Origin of the sequence: Pandoraea anhela (assembly GCF_902459655.1) — a bacterium.
Classification (GTDB): Bacteria; Pseudomonadota; Gammaproteobacteria; order Burkholderiales; family Burkholderiaceae; genus Pandoraea; species Pandoraea anhela.
In genome coordinates this window covers 13725-33362 of the sequence record NZ_CABPSB010000031.1, presented here as the reverse complement: position 1 = coordinate 33362, position 19638 = coordinate 13725, and the positions used below count along the sequence as shown (strand labels likewise).

Sequence of the window (19638 nt, the reverse complement as noted above, 5' to 3'; positions counted from 1 at the left end):
AGCGTGCGCCCCCATGAGTCAGCGGCCCACCGATGCCAGCGCCGCCGGACGCTCGGCCGTCCGGGCCTCGGCCGCCGATTGTGCTTCCCTGGCCCGCCGTGCCTCACGCGCGGCGAAATGCGGCATCACTTCGTCGATGAACAGGCGCAACGTCTTCACCTGCAATTCGAACGGCAAGTTGAACGACAGGCCAAGGCAGAACTGGTCGACGCCCTGCGCTTCATACACTTCCAGCTTACGCACGATCTCGTCGGGCGTGCCGAACATCAGGTTCTCGCGAATCGCGGCCGGATCGTAATTGGCGCGCCCGACAACCGCCTCGTAAGGCACGGCTTCGGGAAACCCGTTGGTCACGGTGCCGATGTTCTGCATCAGGTTCTCGAACGTGCGGCCGAAGTCCACGCTGTGACGCACGGCGACTTCCCAGTCCTGCGGGCGGTCGTACACGCACGTGCGGCGCAGCATCATGAAGCGCGGGCGCGGCCGTTCCGGATGATCCGCCACCGCCTTGCGAAACTTCTCGCCCAGCACGGCGACTTCGGACACCGGGGCGGCGAGCGGCGTCGAGAGAATGTTCGCACCCACACCGACGGCCCAATCGAAGCTGCCCGGATCGCGCGTGGCGACCCAGATCGGCGGATGCGGCTGTTGCAGCGGCTTGGGCACCGACGTGGCGAGCGGAAACTTCCAGTAATGCCCGTCGTGGGCATAGTCGCCCTCCCACAGCTTCTTCACCGCGGGCACGAGTTCCTTCATGTACGCGACACCTTCCTGCTGCGGAATGCCGCCGGCCATGCGGTCGAACTCATACTGATATGCACCGCGTGCGATACCGAATTCGAGACGTCCGCCCGTGAGGTGATCGCACATCGCGGCTTCTCCCGCGAGACGAATCGGCGACCAGTAAGGCGCGACGATGGTCGCGGTGCCCAATCGAATCTGCTCGGTGTGCTGCGACAGCCACGTCAGCGTCATGAACGGATTGGGTGAAATGGTGCACTCGATGGTGTGGTGCTCGGCGGTCCACAGCGTCTCGAAGCCGCCTTCGTCGGCGATGCGCGCGAGGTGCAGCATATTGCGCACGGCGTCGGTCATCGTATCCTGCGGCGAGAAACGCTCCATGCTGAGCGATACGGAGAATTTCATGGGTAGATCTCCAGTGACTTATTCGTATGGATTGGGGGATGCCGCTCAGCGCAGCCGGATCACGAACGGGTCCTGCATAGCCCCCGAGTAATCGATCACGACGTTCTTCAGGCGCGAGAACTCTCGCATCACCTCGAAGCCGCCACGCCGGCCGTAGCCGCTGTGTTTGGTGCCGCCGTTGGCCGACATGTACGCCGCCGAGCGATAGGTGTTGATCCAGACCGTGCCGGCCTCCACGTCGCGTGCGAAGCGCATGGCGCGGTCGATGTCGCGAGTCCACACGCCGGCGGCCAGCCCGTATTCGCTCGCATTCGCCAGCGCCATGAGTTCGGCTTCGTCGGAGAACGGCATGACACCGACCACCGGGCCGAAAATCTCTTCCTGCATGAAGCGCATCTCGTTGCGCGCCTGTGTCATCACGGTCGGCTCGTAGTACCAGCCGCCCGCGAGGTCCTCGCGCGGGGGACGCTGACCGCCGGCCGCCACGCGCGCGCCTTCCTGAAGGCCGGAGGCCACATAGCCTTCGACCTTGTCCAGTTGCGCGGCCAGCGCCAGCGGGCCGATGTCGGTGTCCTCGTGGGTGGGGTGCCCGACACGCACACGACGCGTGCGCTCGACCAGCGCCTCGACGAAGCGGTCGTAGACCGACGCCTCCACGAAGCAGCGCGAGCCCGCCACACAGGTCTGCCCGGCGGCGGCGAATACGCCCGAGACGACGCCGTTCACGGCGCGTTCGATATCCACGTCGCCGAACACCACATGCGGCGACTTGCCGCCCAGCTCCATCTGACACGGCACGAGATTTTGCGCGGCGTTGCCTGCGATCTTGCGGCCGGTGACGGTGCTGCCGGTGAACACGTACTTCGCGACGCCGGGGTGACGCGTCAACGCGTCGCCGGTCGTGATGCCGTCGCCGGTCACCACGTTGACGACGCCCGGCGGAATGCCGGCTTCGATCACCAGTTCGGCCAACGCGAGCGTGGAGGCCGTGGCATGCTCGGACGGCTTCACCACGATGGTGTTGCCGATCGCCAGACACGGTGCGAGCGTGCCTGTGAGCATCATCAGCGGCGAATTCCACGGAATGATCATGCCGACCACGCCGATGGGCTCGCGCGTGTTGAAGTTCAGCGTATCGAGCTTGTTGACGGGAATGGTGTCGCCTTGCAGCTTGTCGGCCATGCCCGCGAAATACAGATACGCGTCGGGAATCGCGCGCATCTGCGCCTTCATTTCCTTGAGCAGCTTGCCGTTGTCGCGACACTCGATGGCGGCGAGCGCGTCGGCGTTGGCCAGCACCAGTTCGCCGAGCTTGCGCACGAGCTTGCCGCGCTCGGTCTGCGTCATGCGACGCCATGCGGGGTTGACCAGCGCAGCTTGCGCCGAGCGCACGGCGCGGTCGACGTCCGTCGCGTCGGCCTGCGCGAACTCGTACCAGGCACGGCCGGTCGTCGGGTCGTAGCTCGGCACGTACGCGTTGCTGTGCGGCGCGGTGAACTGCCCGTCAATAAACAACTGCTGGCGCGATCCTTCCAGCGTTTGCATCGTCGTTTGCATCGGTTGACTCCAGAATCAGACTTGCGAGAGTTGCGTCCACGGTTGCGCGTCGCTCACCATCGCGATGCGTCCGCCGTCGTGGGAATCCATGTAGATGCCGAAGCGGCCGCCGGCGGTTTCCCGCACGTAGCGGCGCACCATCGAACGAATCTCGCGCGAGGCGATATCGTCGAAGGGCAACTGGTCGAACGGGAAGAAGCGGAAGTTCGGCGGCAAGTCGTCCGGCGAGAGCGGTTCGGCCAGACGCGCCCGGTACATCAGGTACCCGGGGTCGTTCTCGGCCGTGTCGAACACCGAATAGAGGAAGGTGTCATGCGGCACCAGCGCCAGTTCACCGCCACCGGCGAGCGGCAGACGCCCGTTCGCGAGGCGGCGCGGCGCGCTGGGCAACACCCAGCCGCCCTTGCCGTCCTGTGCGAGCAGCAGGCTGCCGTTCGCGTCGATCAGATAGCCGACGATCATGTCGTGAGACGACAGCCAGCCCGGCGGCAACGGGTCCTTCACCTGCGCATAGCGGCCCCGGCAAAAGCCCAGCGGCGCAGCAGGACTCGTGCCGAACGCCTGAATCTGGCCGATCAGCACAACGTGGTCGCCCGCGTCGACGCGGTGATGCATGGTGCAGTCGAACCACGTCAGGCAGTCGGTGAGGACCGGTGCGCCCGTGTGAACGACATCGTGTCCCACGGTCGTGAACTTCTCCGTCGATTTGGACGCGAACAGATTCGACACGTCGGTCTGGCCGTCGTGCAGCAAATTGACCGCGAAGTGCTCCGTGCGCTGAAACACCGGATAGCTCGCCGCACTTTTGCCGATGCACACGAGCAACAGCGGCGGATCGAGCGAGACGGACGTGAAGGAGTTCGCGGTCATGCCGCGCGGGCGGCCCGCCTCATCGCGTGTCGTGACGACGGTCACGCCCGTCACGAAGGTGCCGAGCGCACGGCGCAGCGCCACCGGGTCGATGGCCGAGCGGGCGGACGTGCCCGGGCCGGCGGCAGCACCGGGCGTGCCGCTAGCATCGTTAGCGTGCTTAGCGTGGTTAGCGCCCGATACTGCGCTCTGGGGCTTTTCGCTCTGTTGGGCGACAGCTTGCATGTCGTTCACCTCGAAACGTCATTACGTTGAGGTCAACGATATGCGAGGACTTTTTTGTCAGCTTCCGTCGAATCGAAGGAGAGGCGCGATCATTTACTCTCGATTGCGCGGCAGGGTTTTCATGGATGCCGTAGCCGCGCGCCCGCCGGCACGCAGGTGAGACGTCGCGGGCGCACGTCTGGCCGGCGCGGTCTTGTCGGCTTTCGTCGCCGCGTCGCGCGACGATGACGTCGTCGGTGAGGCAGGCATGGCATCCCTGCCTGCCGGCATTCCCTTGCCTCCGTTCGTCAGCGTATGCAGATGAATGGCAAGTTCCACCGCAAAGCGACGCTCCGGCGTCTCCACGTCGATACCGAACAACTCCTGAATGCGCGCAAGCCGGTAGCGCAACGTGGTGACGTGCAGCCCCATCGCGTCGGCGCACGGCTGGCTGCGGCAGCCGGAGCGCAGATATTCCGCGAGCGTTTCGAGATACGGCGATCCCGATTGCCTGTCGTGCTCGACGAGCTTGCCGATGGTGCCGTCGACGAAACCATGTACATCCGACGAATCGGCTGCGCCCATGAGCATCGGCAACGGCCCGAGACCCGGCATGTCCAGCGGCCCGCTGCGCCCGAACTTGCGCGCCACGCGGATCATGCGCCAGCAGCGCTCCCACTCGCGCGCGAGCGGCTCCAGTCCTTCGCAGACGTCGCTCATTACGACGATGGGCTCACGCCCCAGCGAGCGCGCCAGGGCTTCGCTCATGCGCCGTGCCAGACGGGCGAGCGCCGCGTCGTCCGTCGCGCCATCTTGCGGCACCAGACAGACCAGACCGCCGCCGACCGTCACGATATGCATCGCCACGTTCAACTGACGCGCCAGCAACTCGACGGTGCTATGGCTCTCCAGCGACAGATGCCCCGCCGCGCGGCCCGCGTCGGCATTCGCCCGTTGGTCGGGATAGTCCACGACCATCATGCGCAGCGGTGCGTCGAGCGTGACGCCCAGACGGCGGGCGCGGCCGAGCACGTCGTCCTCGTCGCGCCAGCGGCGCTCCACGATCTCGAAAAACAGTTCGGTCAGCGTGCGCGTCTCGAACCGGAAACGCACGACGCTGCGCATCAGTTGAACGCTCAACGCGAAGCGGGCGCTCTCGAGCAGCAGTTGCTGCAAGTCGCCCGGCGCCTCCGCACCGAAGGTCAGCAGCGCGCCGACGAGGTCGTCGTCGACCGTGAGCGGCTCGATGGCCGCGCTTACCGTGGTCTGAGCGGACTGACGTCCGGGCGGCAGGAGCGGCACGTCCAGCCGAGTCTGCCGGTAGCGTTGCAGCGCATCGCGCACGGCACCCCCGAGTTCGCGCCCCTGCGCGCCGCTCAGCCAGCGGGTCCATGCGGCGTCATCCATCTGCGCGGGCACAGGTGAGGCCGACGCATGCCACTGATTGGCGAGGAAATCGATGACGAGCACCGGGCGGCCGATCAACTCGCCCAGCGACGACGTCAACTGATCGAGCGAGCCGCCCGCGAGCACGTCGGCCAGCAGCGTGCGCTGCGCTTCGAGCGTGCGTTGCAACCGCTAATGCGCCATGACCTGTGCGCGCTGACGGTGGGCGCGCTCTACGGCGATCGCGCCGAGGTGCACGACCGTCGACATGAACGTCAGATCGTCTTCGCCCACGTCGCGCACCTTGCGCGAGGCGACTGTGAGCACCATCGGCCGCCCCTGGGTGTCGCGCGAGGCCATCGGCAGCACCAGCACCGTGCGATAGCCGCGCTCGTGCGCTTCACGTCGGTAGCCGGGGAATTGCGTGCTCTCGAGCGCGTCGCGGATATAGACGGGTTCGTTCGTCTGCAAGGCAATGAGCGACGGACTGGTCGCCAGTTCCCAGCGATCCTCGACGTGCTGCGGCAGCATGCTCGTCTCGAAGCGCGTGATCACCAGCCCGTAGCCGTGCGCGAGATCGATGCTCATGACCGAACCGAGATCCCAGCCGCCTTGCTGCACCGCGCCACGCACAAGATCGCGGAACAATGCTTCGATGTCTTCGTCGTTGCTGATCTGACTGGCGACATGGCGCAAGGCCATGAGCCGTTGGTGATGTTCCGGCATTGCTTGTCTCCTTGCCCGCCTTGAAAAATCTACACCAAAGCGTCGGAAGAAAAAAAAGATCTTCCGACGTTCCGGCGGAAGACCTGCCCCGTCAGGCGCAATAGCATGCGTCTCATCGGCTGGCCAACGACACGTCTCCCGGCCTTCGCCACGTTTTCCCCAGGGTGGCCGACTGTCGTGGCCCCGTGATTTGTCCTTTGTCCTTTGTCCTTTAAGCCGCTACTGCCTATCGAGCCTATCGATGGACTGCGACGGCATGGCTATTGCAGTGCAACAGGAGACACCCGTGAAACAAGCGCTTCGCAAGATCGCAACGTATGTCGAGACCACTTATCGTGAAGGCGGCAAGGCGGCCGAGACGCCGGTGACGACGGTCGTCGTCGCCGCCGTGATCCGCAATCCGTGGGCCGATCAGGGGTTCGTGGAAAACCTGCGTCCCGAGATCCTTCGGCTCGCGCCGGAACTCGGTGCGCTGATGACGCAACGTCTGGTCGAGGTCATTCCCGGCGAGCGGGTGGAGGCATACGGCAAGGCGGCCGTTGTCGGCACGAGTGGGGAAATCGAGCACGCATCGGCGATCATCCACACGCTGCGCTTCGGCAACCTGTTCCGCAATGCGGTGAACGGCACGGCGTTCCTGCCGTTCACGAACACCCGCGTCGGTCCCGGCACGCTGGTCTCGGTGCCCATGATCCACAAGTCGGAGACGGGCAAGCGGTCGCACTTCATTACGGCCACGTTCCAGATGACCGACGCGCCCGCACCGGACGAGATCCTGCTGGCCATCGGCGCCTCGGACGGCGGACGCGTGCACCCGCGTATCGCCGACCGCTTCCAGGACATGGAAGAAATGGCGAACGATGCCGCCGCCACGGCCACCTCCACCACTTCCGCCACCACCGCCTGATCGAGCATGACAACGCCGCCCGTCATCGCCTTCCTGAGCCGGATGTCCGCGCACTACCAGCGCCCGTATCTCGACGCGCTGCGTGCCGCGCTTCCCGGCGAGATCGTGGCGCCGCTCGCGCAGTTGTCCGCATCGCAGCGTGCGCAGGCCGCCATCGCCATCGTCGCGAATCCGGATCCGGCGGATGTGGCAGCGCTGCCCGGCCTGCGGTGGATCCAGAGCCTGTGGGCCGGCGTGGAATCGCTGGTCGCGGCGCTGGCGCCCGATAGCCCACCGATCGTGCGCCTCGTGGATCCGGAGATGTCCCGCACCATGGCCGAGGCCGTGCTCGCCTGGACTTATTACCTGCAACGCGACATGCCTCGCTACGCGCGTCAGCAGACGCAACGCGTATGGGTGCAACAGCCCTACCGCAAACCGTCGCAGACGAGCGTGGGCCTGCTCGGCCTCGGCGAACTCGGGCAAGCGGCGGCGATGCGCTTGCGCGAGGCGGGTTTCGTCGTGTGTGGGTGGAGCCGCTCGCCGAAGACGCTCGACGGCGTTGAGACGCTCTCCGGGCAAGACGGGCTGGACCTCATGCTCGCCACGAGCGATATCGTCGTCAGCCTGATTCCGCTCACACCGCAAACGCGCAGCATGCTCGACGCCGTGCGCCTTGGCCGGATGAAGCAAGGCGCTGCGCTCATCAACTTCTCGCGCGGCCCGGTCGTGGTGACGAATGCCTTGCTCGATGCGCTCGACCGGGGGCATCTCTCGCACGCCGTGCTCGACGTGTTCGACGTCGAACCGCTGCCCATCGATTCGTCGCTTTGGGACCACCCGCATGTAACGGTCCTGCCGCACATCTCCGCCCCCACCGATCATGAAACGGCGGCGCAGGTGATCGCCGCGAACATCCGCGCCTTTCGGGCAACGGGGCAGATTCCCGGCAACGTCGATCTGGCGCGGGGATACTGAACATGCATCGCGATCACGCCACGCACACACGCCCGCCGCGCGTCTACCCGACGGTCGATTTTCATCGCGACGGCGTTCAGCACGGCTTCCTGAAAGTCCCGCACTCGCACGACACGAGCGCATGGGGCGCGGTGATGGTGCCGATCACCGTGATTCGTCGCGGGGAAGGCCCTGTCGCCCTGCTCACCGGCGGCAATCACGGCGACGAGTACGAAGGCCCTATCGTACTGTCGCGACTGGCGAATACGCTGAAGACGCGTGATGTGAGCGGCGCCGTCATCATCGTCCCGTTCATGAATGCCCCTGCCGTGCAGGCGGGAAAGCGCACGTCGGCGCTGGACGGCGGCAACCTCAACCGCGCCTTCCCGGGACGCCCCGACGGCACCGTCACCGAGCGCATCGCCGATTACTTCTCGCGCTGTCTGCTGCCGATGGCGGACATCGTGCTCGATATTCACTCCGGTGGCCGAACACTCGACTTCGTGCCGTTTGCCGCGATCCACGAACTCGACGACGCGGCGCAGCAAACCCGATGTGAGGCCGCCATGCAGGCGTTCGGTGCGCCCTATGCGCTTCGCATGCGCGATCCCGATTCGCACGGCCTCTACGACAACGCGGCGGAAGCCCAGGGCAAGGTGTTCGTGACGACGGAACTCGGCGGCGGCGGGACGGCGAGCGCACGTCATGTCGCCATCGCACATCGCGGCGTCTATGGCGTGTTGGTGCACGCGGGCATCGTGCCGGCGGACGTCGCATGGCGAGACGCAGCGCAGGCCGACGCCGAACACACGGCCGTGCAACTCGCCATGCCCGGCGACGACTGCTACGTGACGAGCGAGCACGACGGGCTGCTGGAAATGCGCTACGACCTCGGCGCGACGGTGAAACGCTGCGATGTCGTGGCACGCATTCACGACATCACCCGCACGGGGACACCCCCGGTCGAGTATCGTGCGAAGCGCGATGGTATGCTGATCGGCCGACACTTTCCGGGCCGCGTAGGCATCGGCGACACGCTCTTCGTACTGGCGGACGTTCTGCCGAACGCTTGAGCGCCCTACGACGAGAGCGCGGCAAGCGCTGTCGCCCTCGGGGACGCACTCGCGGCTGCCGCGCGCCCCTTGCGCCCCTTGCGCCCCTTACTCAAGCGTTCCGTCCATGGTGAAACTCGACCGTTTCGACATCGCAATCCTTCGTGTGCTGGCGCGCGAAGGCCGCATCACGAAGTCCCGTCTGGCGGAGTGCATCCATTTGTCCGTCTCGCCTACCTGGGAGCGCGTGCAACGTCTGGAAGCCGCGGGCGTCATTCGCGGCTATCGCGCCGACGTCGACTGGAGCGGCGTGGTGCAGGTCAGCCGCATCATCGTGGAGATCACTCTCGCGCGTCACACCGCCCACGACATGAACCGCTTCGAGGCGCGATTGCGAGACGCGCAGGAAGTCGTGCAATGCCACGCTACCGGCGGCGGCGTCGACTACATCGTGCACGTAATGGCGCGCGACATCGACCACTACCAGCGTTTCATCGACGACCTGCTCATGGCCGACTACGGCATCGAGCGCTATTTCACCTATGTCGTCACCAAGGTCGTCAAAGACCTGACGGACACCATGCCCGCCTGGGTCGACACGGACTGAACGCCGTCCGGCAGTTTCTTTCGGTCGCGTCCCGGTAAATCAGAAGAAAAGCGACGTCCGCCTCAGCCGAACGGAAAAAGCATCGGCGCGATGCCCCCGACAATCTCCACATGACGAACGAACGCCATGTCAGGAGATTGCCGATGTTGCTCGACCATCCGGTACTGTTCAAATCGCTGTGCTACCTCGACGGACGCTGGACCCACAGCGACGATGCTGCGTCCATCGCCGTCGTCGATCCCGCCGATCAGTCGACGCTTGGCCGCGTGCCGATGCTCACCCGCGAGCAGATCCGCAGCGCCATCGACGCCGCCGAACGCGCCTTCACGACATGGCGCTGGACGCCTGCCAACACGCGCGCCGCCGCGCTGCTGCGCTGGCATGGGCTGATCCGGCAGCACGCCGAAGACCTCGCCGTCCTGCTCGCACGTGAGCAGGGCAAGCCGTTGCACGAGGCACGTGGCGAGATCGGCTATGGGGCATCGTTCATCGAGTGGTATGCCCATGAAGGCCGGCGCCTCGACGGGCGCAGCATCACATCGCATATCGACGGCGCGCAACTGGGCACGGTGCGCGAGCCAGTCGGCGTCGCCGCGCTCATCACCCCCTGGAACTTCCCCTTTGCGATGATTACCCGCAAGGCGGCTGCCGCGCTCGCCGCCGGATGTCCGGTCGTCGTGAAGCCTGCGCACGAGACACCGTTCAGTGCCCTTGCGCTCGCCCAACTGGCAGACGAAGCGGGCTTGCCGCCCGGTGTGTTCAATGTCGTGCTGGGCGAGCCGGACATGGCCATGCGAACGTTCGTGGGCGACGCGCGCGTGCGCGCCGTGAGCTTCACGGGGTCGACGCGCGTCGGTCAACTGGTCGCGCAGGCCGCGGCCGCCGGCGGGGTGAAGAAACTCGCGCTGGAACTCGGCGGCAACGCACCGTTCATCGTGCTCGGCGACGTGGATCTCGACGAGGCCGTGCGCATCGCGGTCGCCGCGAAGTTCCAGACGTCCGGACAGGATTGCTGCGCCGCGAACCGCATCTTCGTGGCGCGAGAGCGCTACGGCGCGTTCGTCGACCGCTACACGCAGGCCGTTGCCCGGTTGCGTGTCGGGCCGGCGCTGTCCGGCGACGTCGATGTGGGACCGCTCATGCATCAGGCGGCGTTCGACGCCACAGCCGCACGCGTGGAAGACGCCCGTCGTCAGGGCGCGCAGATCACCGTCGGTGGCGAGCCCCATCCGCTGGGCGGCTGGTTCTATCGCCCGACCGTCGTGGCCGACGCCGCCCCCGGCATGCGCATCTACGACGAAGAGAACTTCGGCCCGATCTCCGCCGTGTGCGCCTTCGACTCGCTCGACGAGGTCGTCGCCCGCGCCAACGACACCGAGTACGGCCTCGCCGCCTATGTGTGCGGACGACGCCTGGACGACATCTTCACGCTGATCCGCCGGCTCGATTTCGCGATGGTCAGCGTCAACGGCGTGAAGTTCACCGGCGCACCGGTGCCGTTCGGCGGCATGAAAGCCTCGGGCCTCGGCCGTGAAGGCAGCATCGACGGCTTCGAGCCCTTCACCGAAACCAAGTACTTCTGCCTCGGCAATCTCGGCATTCCGGTCCATCACGGCTGATTGCCCCGGCATTACCCACTACCCACTACCCACTACCCATTACGCATCAGGTATTACGCATTTCGCTCCCTATCACCGACCTCCAGGAGACGCCTCATGACCGCCTCGACCGAACAACTGCTTGCGCAGGATCGCGCGCACTTCATGCACCCCTCGACGCACGCCGCCGATCACGCAAGCGGCACGCTGCCGGGCAAGATCATCCGCGCCGCGCAAGGCATGCACATCGAAGACCACGAGGGACGCCGCTATCTCGACGCCTTCGCCGGCCTCTACTGCGTGAACATCGGCTACGGCCGCACGGAGGTGGCCGACGCCATCCACAGGCAGGCGTCGTCGCTCGCCTACTATCACACCTATGTCGGCCACTCGACGGACGCCATCATCGAGCTGTCGAAGCGCATCATCGACTGGTCGCCCGCCGGCATGAAGAAGGTCTACTACGGATTGTCCGGCTCGGATGCCAACGAAACGCAGATCAAGATCGTCTGGTACTACAACAACGTGCTCGGCCGTCCGCAAAAGAAGAAGATCATATCGCGCGATCGCGGCTACCACGGCTCGGGCATCGTGACCGGCAGCCTGACCGGCCTGCCGAGCTTCCATCAGCACTTCGACCTGCCTGTCGAGCGTGTGCACCACACCGTGTGCCCGCATTGGTATCGCCAGGCGCCTGCAGGCATGAGCGAGCAGGCGTTCGTCGCCCATTGCGTGGAGGCACTGGAAAAGCTCATCGCACGTGAAGGCGCGGACACGATCGCCGCGTTCATCGGGGAGCCGGTGATGGGCACCGGCGGCATCATTGCGCCGCCTGCCGGCTACTGGGACGCCATTCAGGCCGTGCTGCGCCGCCACGACATTCTGCTGATCGCGGACGAAGTGGTCTGCGGCTTCGGACGCCTCGGTTCGCCCATGGGCTCGCAACACTACGGCATGACGCCCGACCTCATCACCATCGCCAAGGGCCTCACGAGCGCGTATGCGCCGCTCTCAGGCGTGATCGTCGGTGAGCGGGTCTGGGACGTGATCGAGCGCGGCGCACGCGAAAACGGTCCGATGGGACATGGCTGGACGTATTCCGGGCATCCGATCTGCGCCGCCGCCGCGCTCGCCAATCTCGACATTCTCGAACGCGAGAATCTGACGCAGAACGCGGCAGACGTGGGCAAGTACTTCGGCGAAAGGCTCCATGCGGCGTTCGACACGCATCCGCTCGTGGGAGAGGTGCGCAACGTGGGCATGCTGGCCGCTGTGGAGTTCATGGCCGACGGCGCGGCGCGCAAGCCGTTCGACGCCACCATGAAGGTCGGCCCGCGGGTGTCTGCCGCAGCGCTCGCGCGCGGCATGATTGCGCGCGCGATGCCCCACGGCGACATTCTCGGCTTCGCGCCGCCGCTGATCGCCACGCGCGCGGATGTCGACGAAATGGTGAGCATCGCGCGAGCGGCGGTGGACGACGTCGCCACTCAGGTCCTGCGCTGACGCCGCGGTGAGTTAAGACCAGGCACGGGCGACGCCCCCCACAGGAAACAGCAGATTGCCCCCGTTCTCTCCATCGTTTCGTAGGATGACCGCGCGCGCCGGCACGGCTTTAATGGGATGACTCGGTGGCCCGGACAAACAATGTCGCGGGCTGCCCCCTCTATTCCCCTACCGTCCGAGGTACCGCGCATGTCCATCGAATCGCTGATCGAGGCCGATCGCCAGTTTCTGATCCATCCTGTCGCCAATTACCGCGCGCACGAGGCGCAGGGCGCGAAGGTGCTCACCAGCGGCAATGGCGCGTGGCTGCACGATGCCGAAGGCAACGCCCTGCTCGACGGCTTCGCGGGGCTCTGGTGCGTGAACACCGGCTACGGGCAGGCCTCCATCGTCCAGGCAGCGACGGAACAGTTAAACCGCCTGCCGTACGCCACCGGCTACTTCGGCTTCGCTTCGGCGCCGGCCATTACGCTGGCGCAAAAACTCGTGGCGCTCACACCGCCCTCGTTGCAGCACGTCTACTTCACGCTCGGCGGATCGGACGCCGTCGATGCCGCCGTGCGTTTCATCACGCATTACTACAACGCCATCGGCAAGCCCGGCAAGAAGCATTTCATTGCGCTGGATCGCGGCTATCACGGGTCGTCGTCGACCGGTGCAGGCCTCACGGCATTGCCCGCTTTTCACCGTAACTTCGACCTGCCGTTGCCGACGCAGCATCACATCCCGTCGCCCTACCCATATCGCAGCGCCACGCCGAACGATCCGCAGGCGATCATCGCCGCCTCGGTGGCCGCGCTCGAAGCGAAGGTCGGCGAACTCGGCGCCGAGCATGTCGCAGCGTTCTTCTGCGAACCCGTCCAGGGGTCGGGCGGCGTGATCGTGCCGCCCAACGGCTGGCTGCGCGCCATGCGCGAGGCATGCAGGCGACTTGACATCCTGTTCGTTGCGGACGAAGTCATTACCGGCTTCGGCCGCACCGGTCCCATGTTCGCGTGCGAAGCGGAAGACGTCTGCCCCGATCTGATGACGCTCGCCAAGGGGCTGACGGCCGGTTACGCGCCAATGGGCGCCGTGCTGATGTCGGACGCCATCTATCAGGCCATTGCCGATGCCGCGCAAGGCTCGCCCGTCGGCCATGGCCAGACGTATTCGGCGCACCCGGTGAGCGCCGCCATCGGGCTCGCCTGCCTGAAGCTCTACAACGAAGGCGGCCTGCTGGCGAACGCGCAGGCGCAAGCCCCCACGTTCGCACGCGGGCTCGACGCCCTGCTCGACCACCCGCTCGTGGGCGACTCGCGCCATCGCGGACTGCTCGGTGCCCTCGAACTCGTCGCCGACAAGGCCACGCGTCAACGCTTCGATCCGTCGCTCAAACTGCATGAACGCATTGGGGCGGCGGCCTATCGCAACGGCGTGATCTTCCGTGCGTTCGCGGACAACGTCCTCGGCTTCGCACCGGCGCTGTGTTTTACGGCGGAGGACTTTGCCGAGCTGTTCGCCCGCGTGCGCACCACGCTCGACGAGGTGCTCGAAGCCGCCGACGTGCGCGCCGCACTGCGCAGCTAAAGCGCAACTGAATCCTCGATACGACCTGACTACCCGGAGACCCGCTCGTATGTCGCTTGCCCTCTCACGCCCCGATTTGATGCGCCGTCAGAACCTGATCGACGGCGAATGGACCGACGCCCGCGACGCCGGCCGCTACCCCGTGCATAACCCGGCCAGCGACGCCCTGCTGGTCGATGTGGCGGACAGCACTGCCGCCGACGCCCGCGCCGCGACCGAAGCCGCCTACCGCGCGCTGCCCGCGTGGCGCGACAAACTGCCGCGCGAGCGTGCGGACGTGCTCAAGCGCTGGCACGCGCTGATCCTGGCGAACGCCGACGATCTCGCGCGGCTGATTTCACTCGAACAGGGCAAACCGCTGTCGGAAGGACGCGGTGAGGTGGCCTACGGCGCGTCGTACGTGGATTGGTTTGCGGGCGAAGCAACGCGCGTCTATGGCGACATCATTCCGCAGGCCCAGCCCGGTAAGCGCATGACGGCGGTCAAGGAGCCGGTCGGTGTCGTCGCGGCGATCACGCCGTGGAATTTCCCACTCGCCATGATCGCGCGCAAGATCGCGCCGGCGCTGGCCGTGGGCTGCACGGTCGTCGCCAAGCCCGCCGAGGACACGCCGCTGACCGCACTCGCCCTCGCGGCGCTGGCCGTCGAAGCCGGTGTGCCGCCGGGCGTGCTCAACATGATCACCGCCTCGCGCACGCATGGCATCGAGGCCGTGGCCGACTGGCTGGCGGACGAGCGCGTACGCAAAGTGACGTTCACCGGCTCGACCGCCGTCGGCATTCATCTGGCGCGCGAATCGGCCGGCACGCTCAAGAAGCTTTCGCTCGAACTCGGCGGCAACGCGCCGTTCATCGTCTTCGACGACGCCGATCTGGACGCGGCCGTCGCGGGCCTGATGGCGTCGAAATTCCGCAACGGTGGGCAGACCTGCGTGTGCCCGAACCGGGTGTACGTGCAAGCCGGCGTCTACGAATCCTTCGCGGCGTTGCTCGCGAAGCGGGTGGAGGCGCTGCATGTCGCCCCCGCGAGCGACACCGATGCGCAGATCGGACCGATGATCAACCGCCGCGCCGTGGAGAAGATCGAACGGCATGTCGACGATGCACTGACGCATGGCGCGCGCGCGCTCGTCGGCGGCACGACGTTGCCGTCGCTCGGCCCGCACTATTTCGCCCCGACGGTGCTGGCCGACGTGACCGACAGCATGCTCGTGAGTCAGGAGGAAACGTTCGGGCCGGTGGTGCCGCTGTTCCGCTTCGAGACCGAAGACGAAGCGATTGCGCGCGCCAACGATACGCCGTTCGGGCTGGCGGCCTACTTCTACACGCAGAACATGCGGCGCGCCGAGCGGGTCGCACGACGCCTCGAAGCGGGCGTCGTCGGCATGAACGAAGGCGCGGTGTCGAGCGAAGCCGCGCCGTTTGGCGGGGTGAAGGCCTCCGGTTACGGACGCGAAGGATCGAAGTACGGCCTCGACGATTACCTGTCGATCAAGTACGTTTGTCAGGGCGGGCTGGACTGACGGGTCGCGTTCATGGCGGTTGGTAGGGGTGGGCAGCGGTAGCGGCGGTAGTGGCGGCAGTGGCGGCAGTGGCGGTAGCGGCGGTAGCGGGCTTGCACAGACGCCGGGCCCGCAACGGCGCCGTGCAGGAAAGTCAGCGCGCTGCGCCACCTGTGGCGATGGCGCGCTTTGCGCACCGGATTCCGGTCCTGCGCCCATGAGGCATGCATGACCCATGCATGAACCATGCATGACGCCCCCGAGCGCGCCGCATCCGAGGCGCAACGGTCGGCGCCTAGCCGCCGATCCCGAACCGACGAATCAGTGCGGCGACACGCGGCCTGTCGATCTCGGGAATGCGCTCCATCCCGACATACTTCCAGAACTCCTCCACTGCGGCCCGCCCTTCGACGCCATCGTTGAGCAGACATGCCAGCGCATCGGCCCGATGGCGGGCCGGCAGAATGTCGAGGCTCAGCACCAGCGCGTCCATGACCCGTTGCCTGCGGCTGCCTTTGAAAAAGCGCGCGCCGACATCGGCGACGAAATGCGACCAGGCTTCGGACCGACTTCCGGCGCTTGCCGCAGCACCCCACTTGCCGAGCAGCGCCGCGTTCTGCCTGAGCGGTTCCCGGAAAAACGCGAAGTTGGCGGCAGGCTTCGGCACGCCGGTCGCCCACACGTGGCCGACGGACTGGATCGGCAACGGCCGGTGTGTGCCCTCGCGTCGGAGCGGCACAGACGTGGCCGCGCGATGGCTTCCCACGGCGTGCCGGAGCCGGACCGTCGCAAGATCCGCCCGAAAGCGCGCGTGCACGCGGCACCCCCGCTGATGCGGCGCGTGCGTCGCCGCCGGTGTGGCGCCGATCGTCGTTGCGCTCATGACATTCATTCTCGACCTCCGTCGGTGATGGAAGCTCGCATCGTGACAGCGCGCCGCCAGGGCACTTTGCGATCGCGTCGGCCAGTTACCAGTTCCGGGGAAGTACCGGGCCTGTTGTCACTTGCCGTTATCCGGCCAGCGCCATGCCGGGCGCTCGAACGGATGCTGATCGAGAATCGTGGTCGCGGAAAACGACTTGTCGAGCTTGATAGCGTTGCATTCGGGATCTTCCTCCAGCGCAGCGGCCAGCCGCGCGGAGTGCGACACGACCCATAGCTGACTGCGCTGCGACGCACGGCGGATCAGGCGGCCGAGCGCCGGCATCAGGTCCGGGTGCAAACTGGCCTCGGGCTCGTTGAGCACCATCAACTCGGGAGGACGTGCGGTCATGAGCGCCGCGATCAGCAGCAGATATCGCAGCGTGCCGTCGGAGAGTTCTGCGGCGCTCAGCGGACGCAACAGGCCGTGCTGCTGGAACTGAAGGAGAAAGCCGCCTTTGCCATCGAACTCGATGGTCACGCTCGCGCCCGGGAACGCATCGGAGACCGCTTCGTCGAGCGCTTCACGGTCACCGATTTCGCGAATCGTCTGCCAAGCGGCGGCCAGATCGCGGCCATCATGATGAAGCGCGAGCGTGCGCGTGCCGATTTGCGGGCATCGCGCAGGGGCCTCCGCGTCCGTGCGGAAATGATCGTAAAAACGCCAGTTGCGTATCCGCTCGCGCACGGTGAAGACTTCGGGACACGCGTCGTCGTTGGCAATATGCGAGAACAGGCTTTCGTAACGCGGCAGACTGCTTGTCACCGCCACCCATTCGCGGCCTGCTTTTCGTCTGACGACGTAACCGTCGCGATCGACGAGCGTGCTGGCCGGACGCAGGAACGCTCCGGCCCAGATACTCTCCCGCTTGTACTCGGGATCCGCCCAGAACGCCGTGTTGTCGCCATTGGAAATGCCCATGCAAACGGCGTAACCGAAGGTCTCGCTGCTGAACCCGAGCCGCAACCGGGCTCGCGTGCGGCGCGGCCCGCCCTGAATCGGTACCTCGCCACGCCGCATCCGGGGGCTGATCTCCTCCGGCCCCGCCCACATCACCGACGCCAGACCGCCCTCGCGGGCGAGCGGGGCCACGATGCCTTCGGTCGCCGTGCTCGCGAGCAAGCGCAGCGCCCGGTAAAGATTCGACTTGCCGCTGCCGTTTGCGCCGCTGATGACGTTCAGACGCGTGAGCGGCATCACGAGCGACTGGATGGAGCGGTAGTTTTCGATGGCGAGGGCGGTGAGCATGGCGAAGGCGTGGGAGATCGGTACGATGGCGGGACGTCGTAAAGGCAGGAGGCGGGAGACGAAAGACGAAAGACGATGATGCAGACAGAGGAAAAAGCGCCGGCATCGATGTCGCGACCGCCGCGCCATCCAAAATCGTTACGATACCTGCTCCGGTGCAGCGCTGCGCCGTGCGTCCCGAAACACGAGACCGCCACGCTCACGCACAACGACGCCGACATGGCATAAACTCATCCCTTCGACGCTCCGACGTCTTCACTCTTTACCGCGACACCTCGCCTGCTCCGATGTCCGACGTTACCCCTGAACCGAAAGAGAGCGCCGGCGTTGCCGTCATCGACCGCGCCTGCGCCATCCTGTTCGCGTTCAAACCCGACGACGATGCCCTCACGCTGGCCGAACTGGCCGCCCGCACCGGCCTGTACAAGAGCACGCTGTTGCGGCTGGCCGGCGCGCTGATCCAGCACCGCATGCTCGTGCGGCTCGAAGACGGCCGCTATCAGCTCGGTCCCGCCACGTTCATGCTCGGCGCGCTGTACCAGCGCAGCCTGAACCTCGGTGACATCGTGCTGCCGTTGATGCGCGAACTGGCGGACGTGAGCGGCGAGAGCGTGTCGTTTTACGTGCGCGACGACGCCGTGCGCGTCTGTCTGCATCGCGTCGATTCCACGCATGCCGTAAGGTTCCATGTCCGGGAGGGCGACGTGCTGCCGCTAGAACACGGCTCGGGCGGGCTCGCGCTTCTCGCCTTCGGTGGGCAGCCGGGCGACGTGTACGACCGTATTCGCGCCGACGGCTACAGCGTGTCGATGGGCGATCGCGAGCGCGACACGGCGGGCGTGTCGATGCCGGTGTTCGGCGTGCGGCAGGCGCTGCGGGGCGTGATGACGCTGGCCGGTCCCAGCTCGCGCATCGACCGCGCGTTCATCGAGCGTCATCTGCCCGATCTGTTTTCCTGCGCTGCGCGCGCCACCGACGGACTCGGTGGCGACTCGCGTGGCGTGCGCGCCGCCTGGCGCGCCTTTGAAGCGTCTCGGACTCAGGGGAGCGAGCGCGCCGGCTGACCGGTGTAGTGATAAGGCAACTGACGTGGCAGCGGGCCTTTGTTGCGCTCGCCGCGTCCGCGCTGCTCCCACGCGTGCGCCAGAATGCCCACCGCGCGCGACAGGCAAAACACCCCTCGCGCCAACTCGGGCGCAAACCCCAGCTCCGCATAGATCACCGCCGTAATGCCATCGATGTTCATCGGCACCGGCTTTTGCTTGCGCGCCTTCAAATGCGCTTCGATACCGCGTGCGATGGCGGCGAATTGACCGTCGATCACGCCTTGCCCGACCGCTTCGTCGACCATCGCCAGCAGTCGTGTCGCACGCGGATCGACCGGGTGGAAGCGATGCCCGAAGCCCGGTAGATACTTGCCGTGCGCTTCGTTGAACGCCGCAATGCCTTCGGCGACGGCAGCGGCCATGTCCGGTACGTCCGACGACGACGCCGCGAGGCGCTGCGCGATGTCCTGATACAGCTCGACAGCCTGCTGTCCCGCGCCGCCATGCACGTCGTCCAGCGCGTTGATGGCCGAGGCCATCGCACCGTTCAACGGCAAGCCGCAGCTCGTGGCAATACGCGAGATCGCGATGGAGGGGGCATGCGGACCATGATCGACCGACGCGACGAGCGCCGCTTCGAGCAAACGCGCCTGCGGGTGCGTCGGCAACTCGCCCCGCAGCATCAACCAGATCATCTGGGCAAAACCGACGTTGCCGATGAGGTCCTGAATCGGATAGCCACGTACGTTGATCGACCCCGGATGGATATCGATGATCGACGTGCTCCAGTAATCGGCGCACAGCGCCGCAGCATCGAGAGTGGGATTCATGGTCGGTTCACGCGGTGGGCGTGCGGTAGT

Annotated in this window: 17 protein-coding genes; 9 read left to right on the top strand and 8 right to left on the bottom strand. The window is 66.3% G+C overall.

All coding sequences use genetic code 11. The features are described 5' to 3' along the window. Positions 1 to 18: 18 nt before the first annotated feature. The 5 genes from PAN31108_RS25030 to PAN31108_RS27110 all read right to left on the bottom strand — a co-directional run bounded on the left by PAN31108_RS25030 (position 19) and on the right by PAN31108_RS27110 (position 5889). Complete coding sequence (locus tag PAN31108_RS25030; protein WP_150671465.1) at positions 19 to 1146, bottom strand: LLM class flavin-dependent oxidoreductase; 1128 nt, start codon at positions 1144 to 1146, stop codon at positions 19 to 21. 45 nt (positions 1147 to 1191) lie between these two features. Beyond that, positions 1192 to 2703 (bottom strand): aldehyde dehydrogenase, encoded by a 1512-nt coding sequence (locus tag PAN31108_RS25025; RefSeq protein WP_150671464.1) that lies wholly within the window; start codon positions 2701 to 2703, stop codon positions 1192 to 1194. A 15-nt stretch (positions 2704 to 2718) separates the two neighbouring features. Beyond that, positions 2719 to 3798, bottom strand: a complete 1080-nt coding sequence (locus PAN31108_RS25020) for a flavin reductase (RefSeq protein ID WP_150671463.1) — start codon at positions 3796 to 3798, stop codon at positions 2719 to 2721. Positions 3799 to 3891: 93 nt separating this feature from the next. Beyond that, a complete protein-coding gene (locus tag PAN31108_RS27115) occupies positions 3892 to 5352 on the bottom strand; it encodes a PucR family transcriptional regulator (protein WP_306440172.1) in 1461 nt (486 codons plus the stop codon). A gap of 3 nt (positions 5353 to 5355) precedes the next feature. Then, positions 5356 to 5889: a GAF domain-containing protein gene (locus PAN31108_RS27110; protein ID WP_306440171.1), complete on the bottom strand. Its 534-nt coding sequence runs from the start codon at positions 5887 to 5889 to the stop codon at positions 5356 to 5358. Positions 5890 to 6175: 286 nt separating this feature from the next. On the opposite strand from PAN31108_RS27110, the gene PAN31108_RS25010 reads away from it, so the two are divergent. From PAN31108_RS25010 to PAN31108_RS24975, 8 genes are all read left to right on the top strand, one after another. Beyond that, entirely contained in the window at positions 6176 to 6796 is a 621-nt protein-coding gene (locus PAN31108_RS25010; protein ID WP_150671462.1) for an amino acid synthesis family protein, read from the top strand. A gap of 6 nt (positions 6797 to 6802) precedes the next feature. Beyond that, positions 6803 to 7753, top strand: a complete 951-nt coding sequence (locus PAN31108_RS25005; RefSeq protein ID WP_150671461.1) for a 2-hydroxyacid dehydrogenase — start codon at positions 6803 to 6805, stop codon at positions 7751 to 7753. A gap of 2 nt (positions 7754 to 7755) precedes the next feature. Beyond that, a complete protein-coding gene (gene doeB / locus PAN31108_RS25000; protein ID WP_150671460.1) occupies positions 7756 to 8805 on the top strand; it encodes a N(2)-acetyl-L-2,4-diaminobutanoate deacetylase DoeB in 1050 nt (349 codons plus the stop codon). Positions 8806 to 8914: 109 nt separating this feature from the next. Beyond that, positions 8915 to 9391 carry an Lrp/AsnC family transcriptional regulator gene (locus PAN31108_RS24995; protein WP_150671474.1) on the top strand — a complete coding sequence of 159 codons (477 nt, stop codon included), beginning with the start codon at positions 8915 to 8917 and terminating at the stop codon, positions 9389 to 9391. A gap of 143 nt (positions 9392 to 9534) precedes the next feature. After that, positions 9535 to 11010, top strand: a complete 1476-nt coding sequence (locus PAN31108_RS24990; RefSeq protein WP_150671459.1) for an NAD-dependent succinate-semialdehyde dehydrogenase — start codon at positions 9535 to 9537, stop codon at positions 11008 to 11010. A gap of 96 nt (positions 11011 to 11106) precedes the next feature. Beyond that, a complete protein-coding gene (locus PAN31108_RS24985) occupies positions 11107 to 12492 on the top strand; it encodes an aspartate aminotransferase family protein (RefSeq protein ID WP_150671458.1) in 1386 nt (461 codons plus the stop codon). 189 nt (positions 12493 to 12681) lie between these two features. Next, positions 12682 to 14061, top strand: coding sequence for an aspartate aminotransferase family protein (locus PAN31108_RS24980; protein ID WP_150671457.1), 1380 nt, complete (start codon positions 12682 to 12684; stop codon positions 14059 to 14061). Between the two features lie 49 nt (positions 14062 to 14110). After that, entirely contained in the window at positions 14111 to 15583 is a 1473-nt protein-coding gene (locus PAN31108_RS24975) for an NAD-dependent succinate-semialdehyde dehydrogenase (protein ID WP_150671456.1), read from the top strand. A 274-nt stretch (positions 15584 to 15857) separates the two neighbouring features. Here PAN31108_RS24975 and PAN31108_RS24970 read toward each other — a convergent pair whose 3' ends face one another. Both PAN31108_RS24970 and PAN31108_RS24965 read right to left on the bottom strand, forming a co-directional pair. Then, on the bottom strand, positions 15858 to 16445 hold the full coding sequence (locus PAN31108_RS24970) for a hypothetical protein (RefSeq protein ID WP_150671455.1): 588 nt from the start codon (positions 16443 to 16445) through the stop codon (positions 15858 to 15860). A 117-nt stretch (positions 16446 to 16562) separates the two neighbouring features. After that, the gene (locus PAN31108_RS24965) at positions 16563 to 17732 is read right to left on the bottom strand and encodes an AAA family ATPase (protein WP_150671454.1); all 1170 of its coding nucleotides are present in this window, start codon (positions 17730 to 17732) and stop codon (positions 16563 to 16565) included. Between the two features lie 287 nt (positions 17733 to 18019). Here PAN31108_RS24965 and PAN31108_RS24960 point away from each other — a divergent pair, with 287 nt between their 5' ends. Further along, positions 18020 to 18796, top strand: coding sequence for an IclR family transcriptional regulator (locus tag PAN31108_RS24960; RefSeq protein WP_150671453.1), 777 nt, complete (start codon positions 18020 to 18022; stop codon positions 18794 to 18796). On the opposite strand, the gene PAN31108_RS24955 is transcribed toward PAN31108_RS24960, so the two are convergent. Further along, positions 18772 to 19608, bottom strand: a complete 837-nt coding sequence (locus PAN31108_RS24955; RefSeq protein ID WP_150671452.1) for a citryl-CoA lyase — start codon at positions 19606 to 19608, stop codon at positions 18772 to 18774. The two genes, PAN31108_RS24960 and PAN31108_RS24955, sit on opposite strands and share 25 nt — an antisense overlap. Positions 19609 to 19638 lie beyond the last annotated feature (30 nt).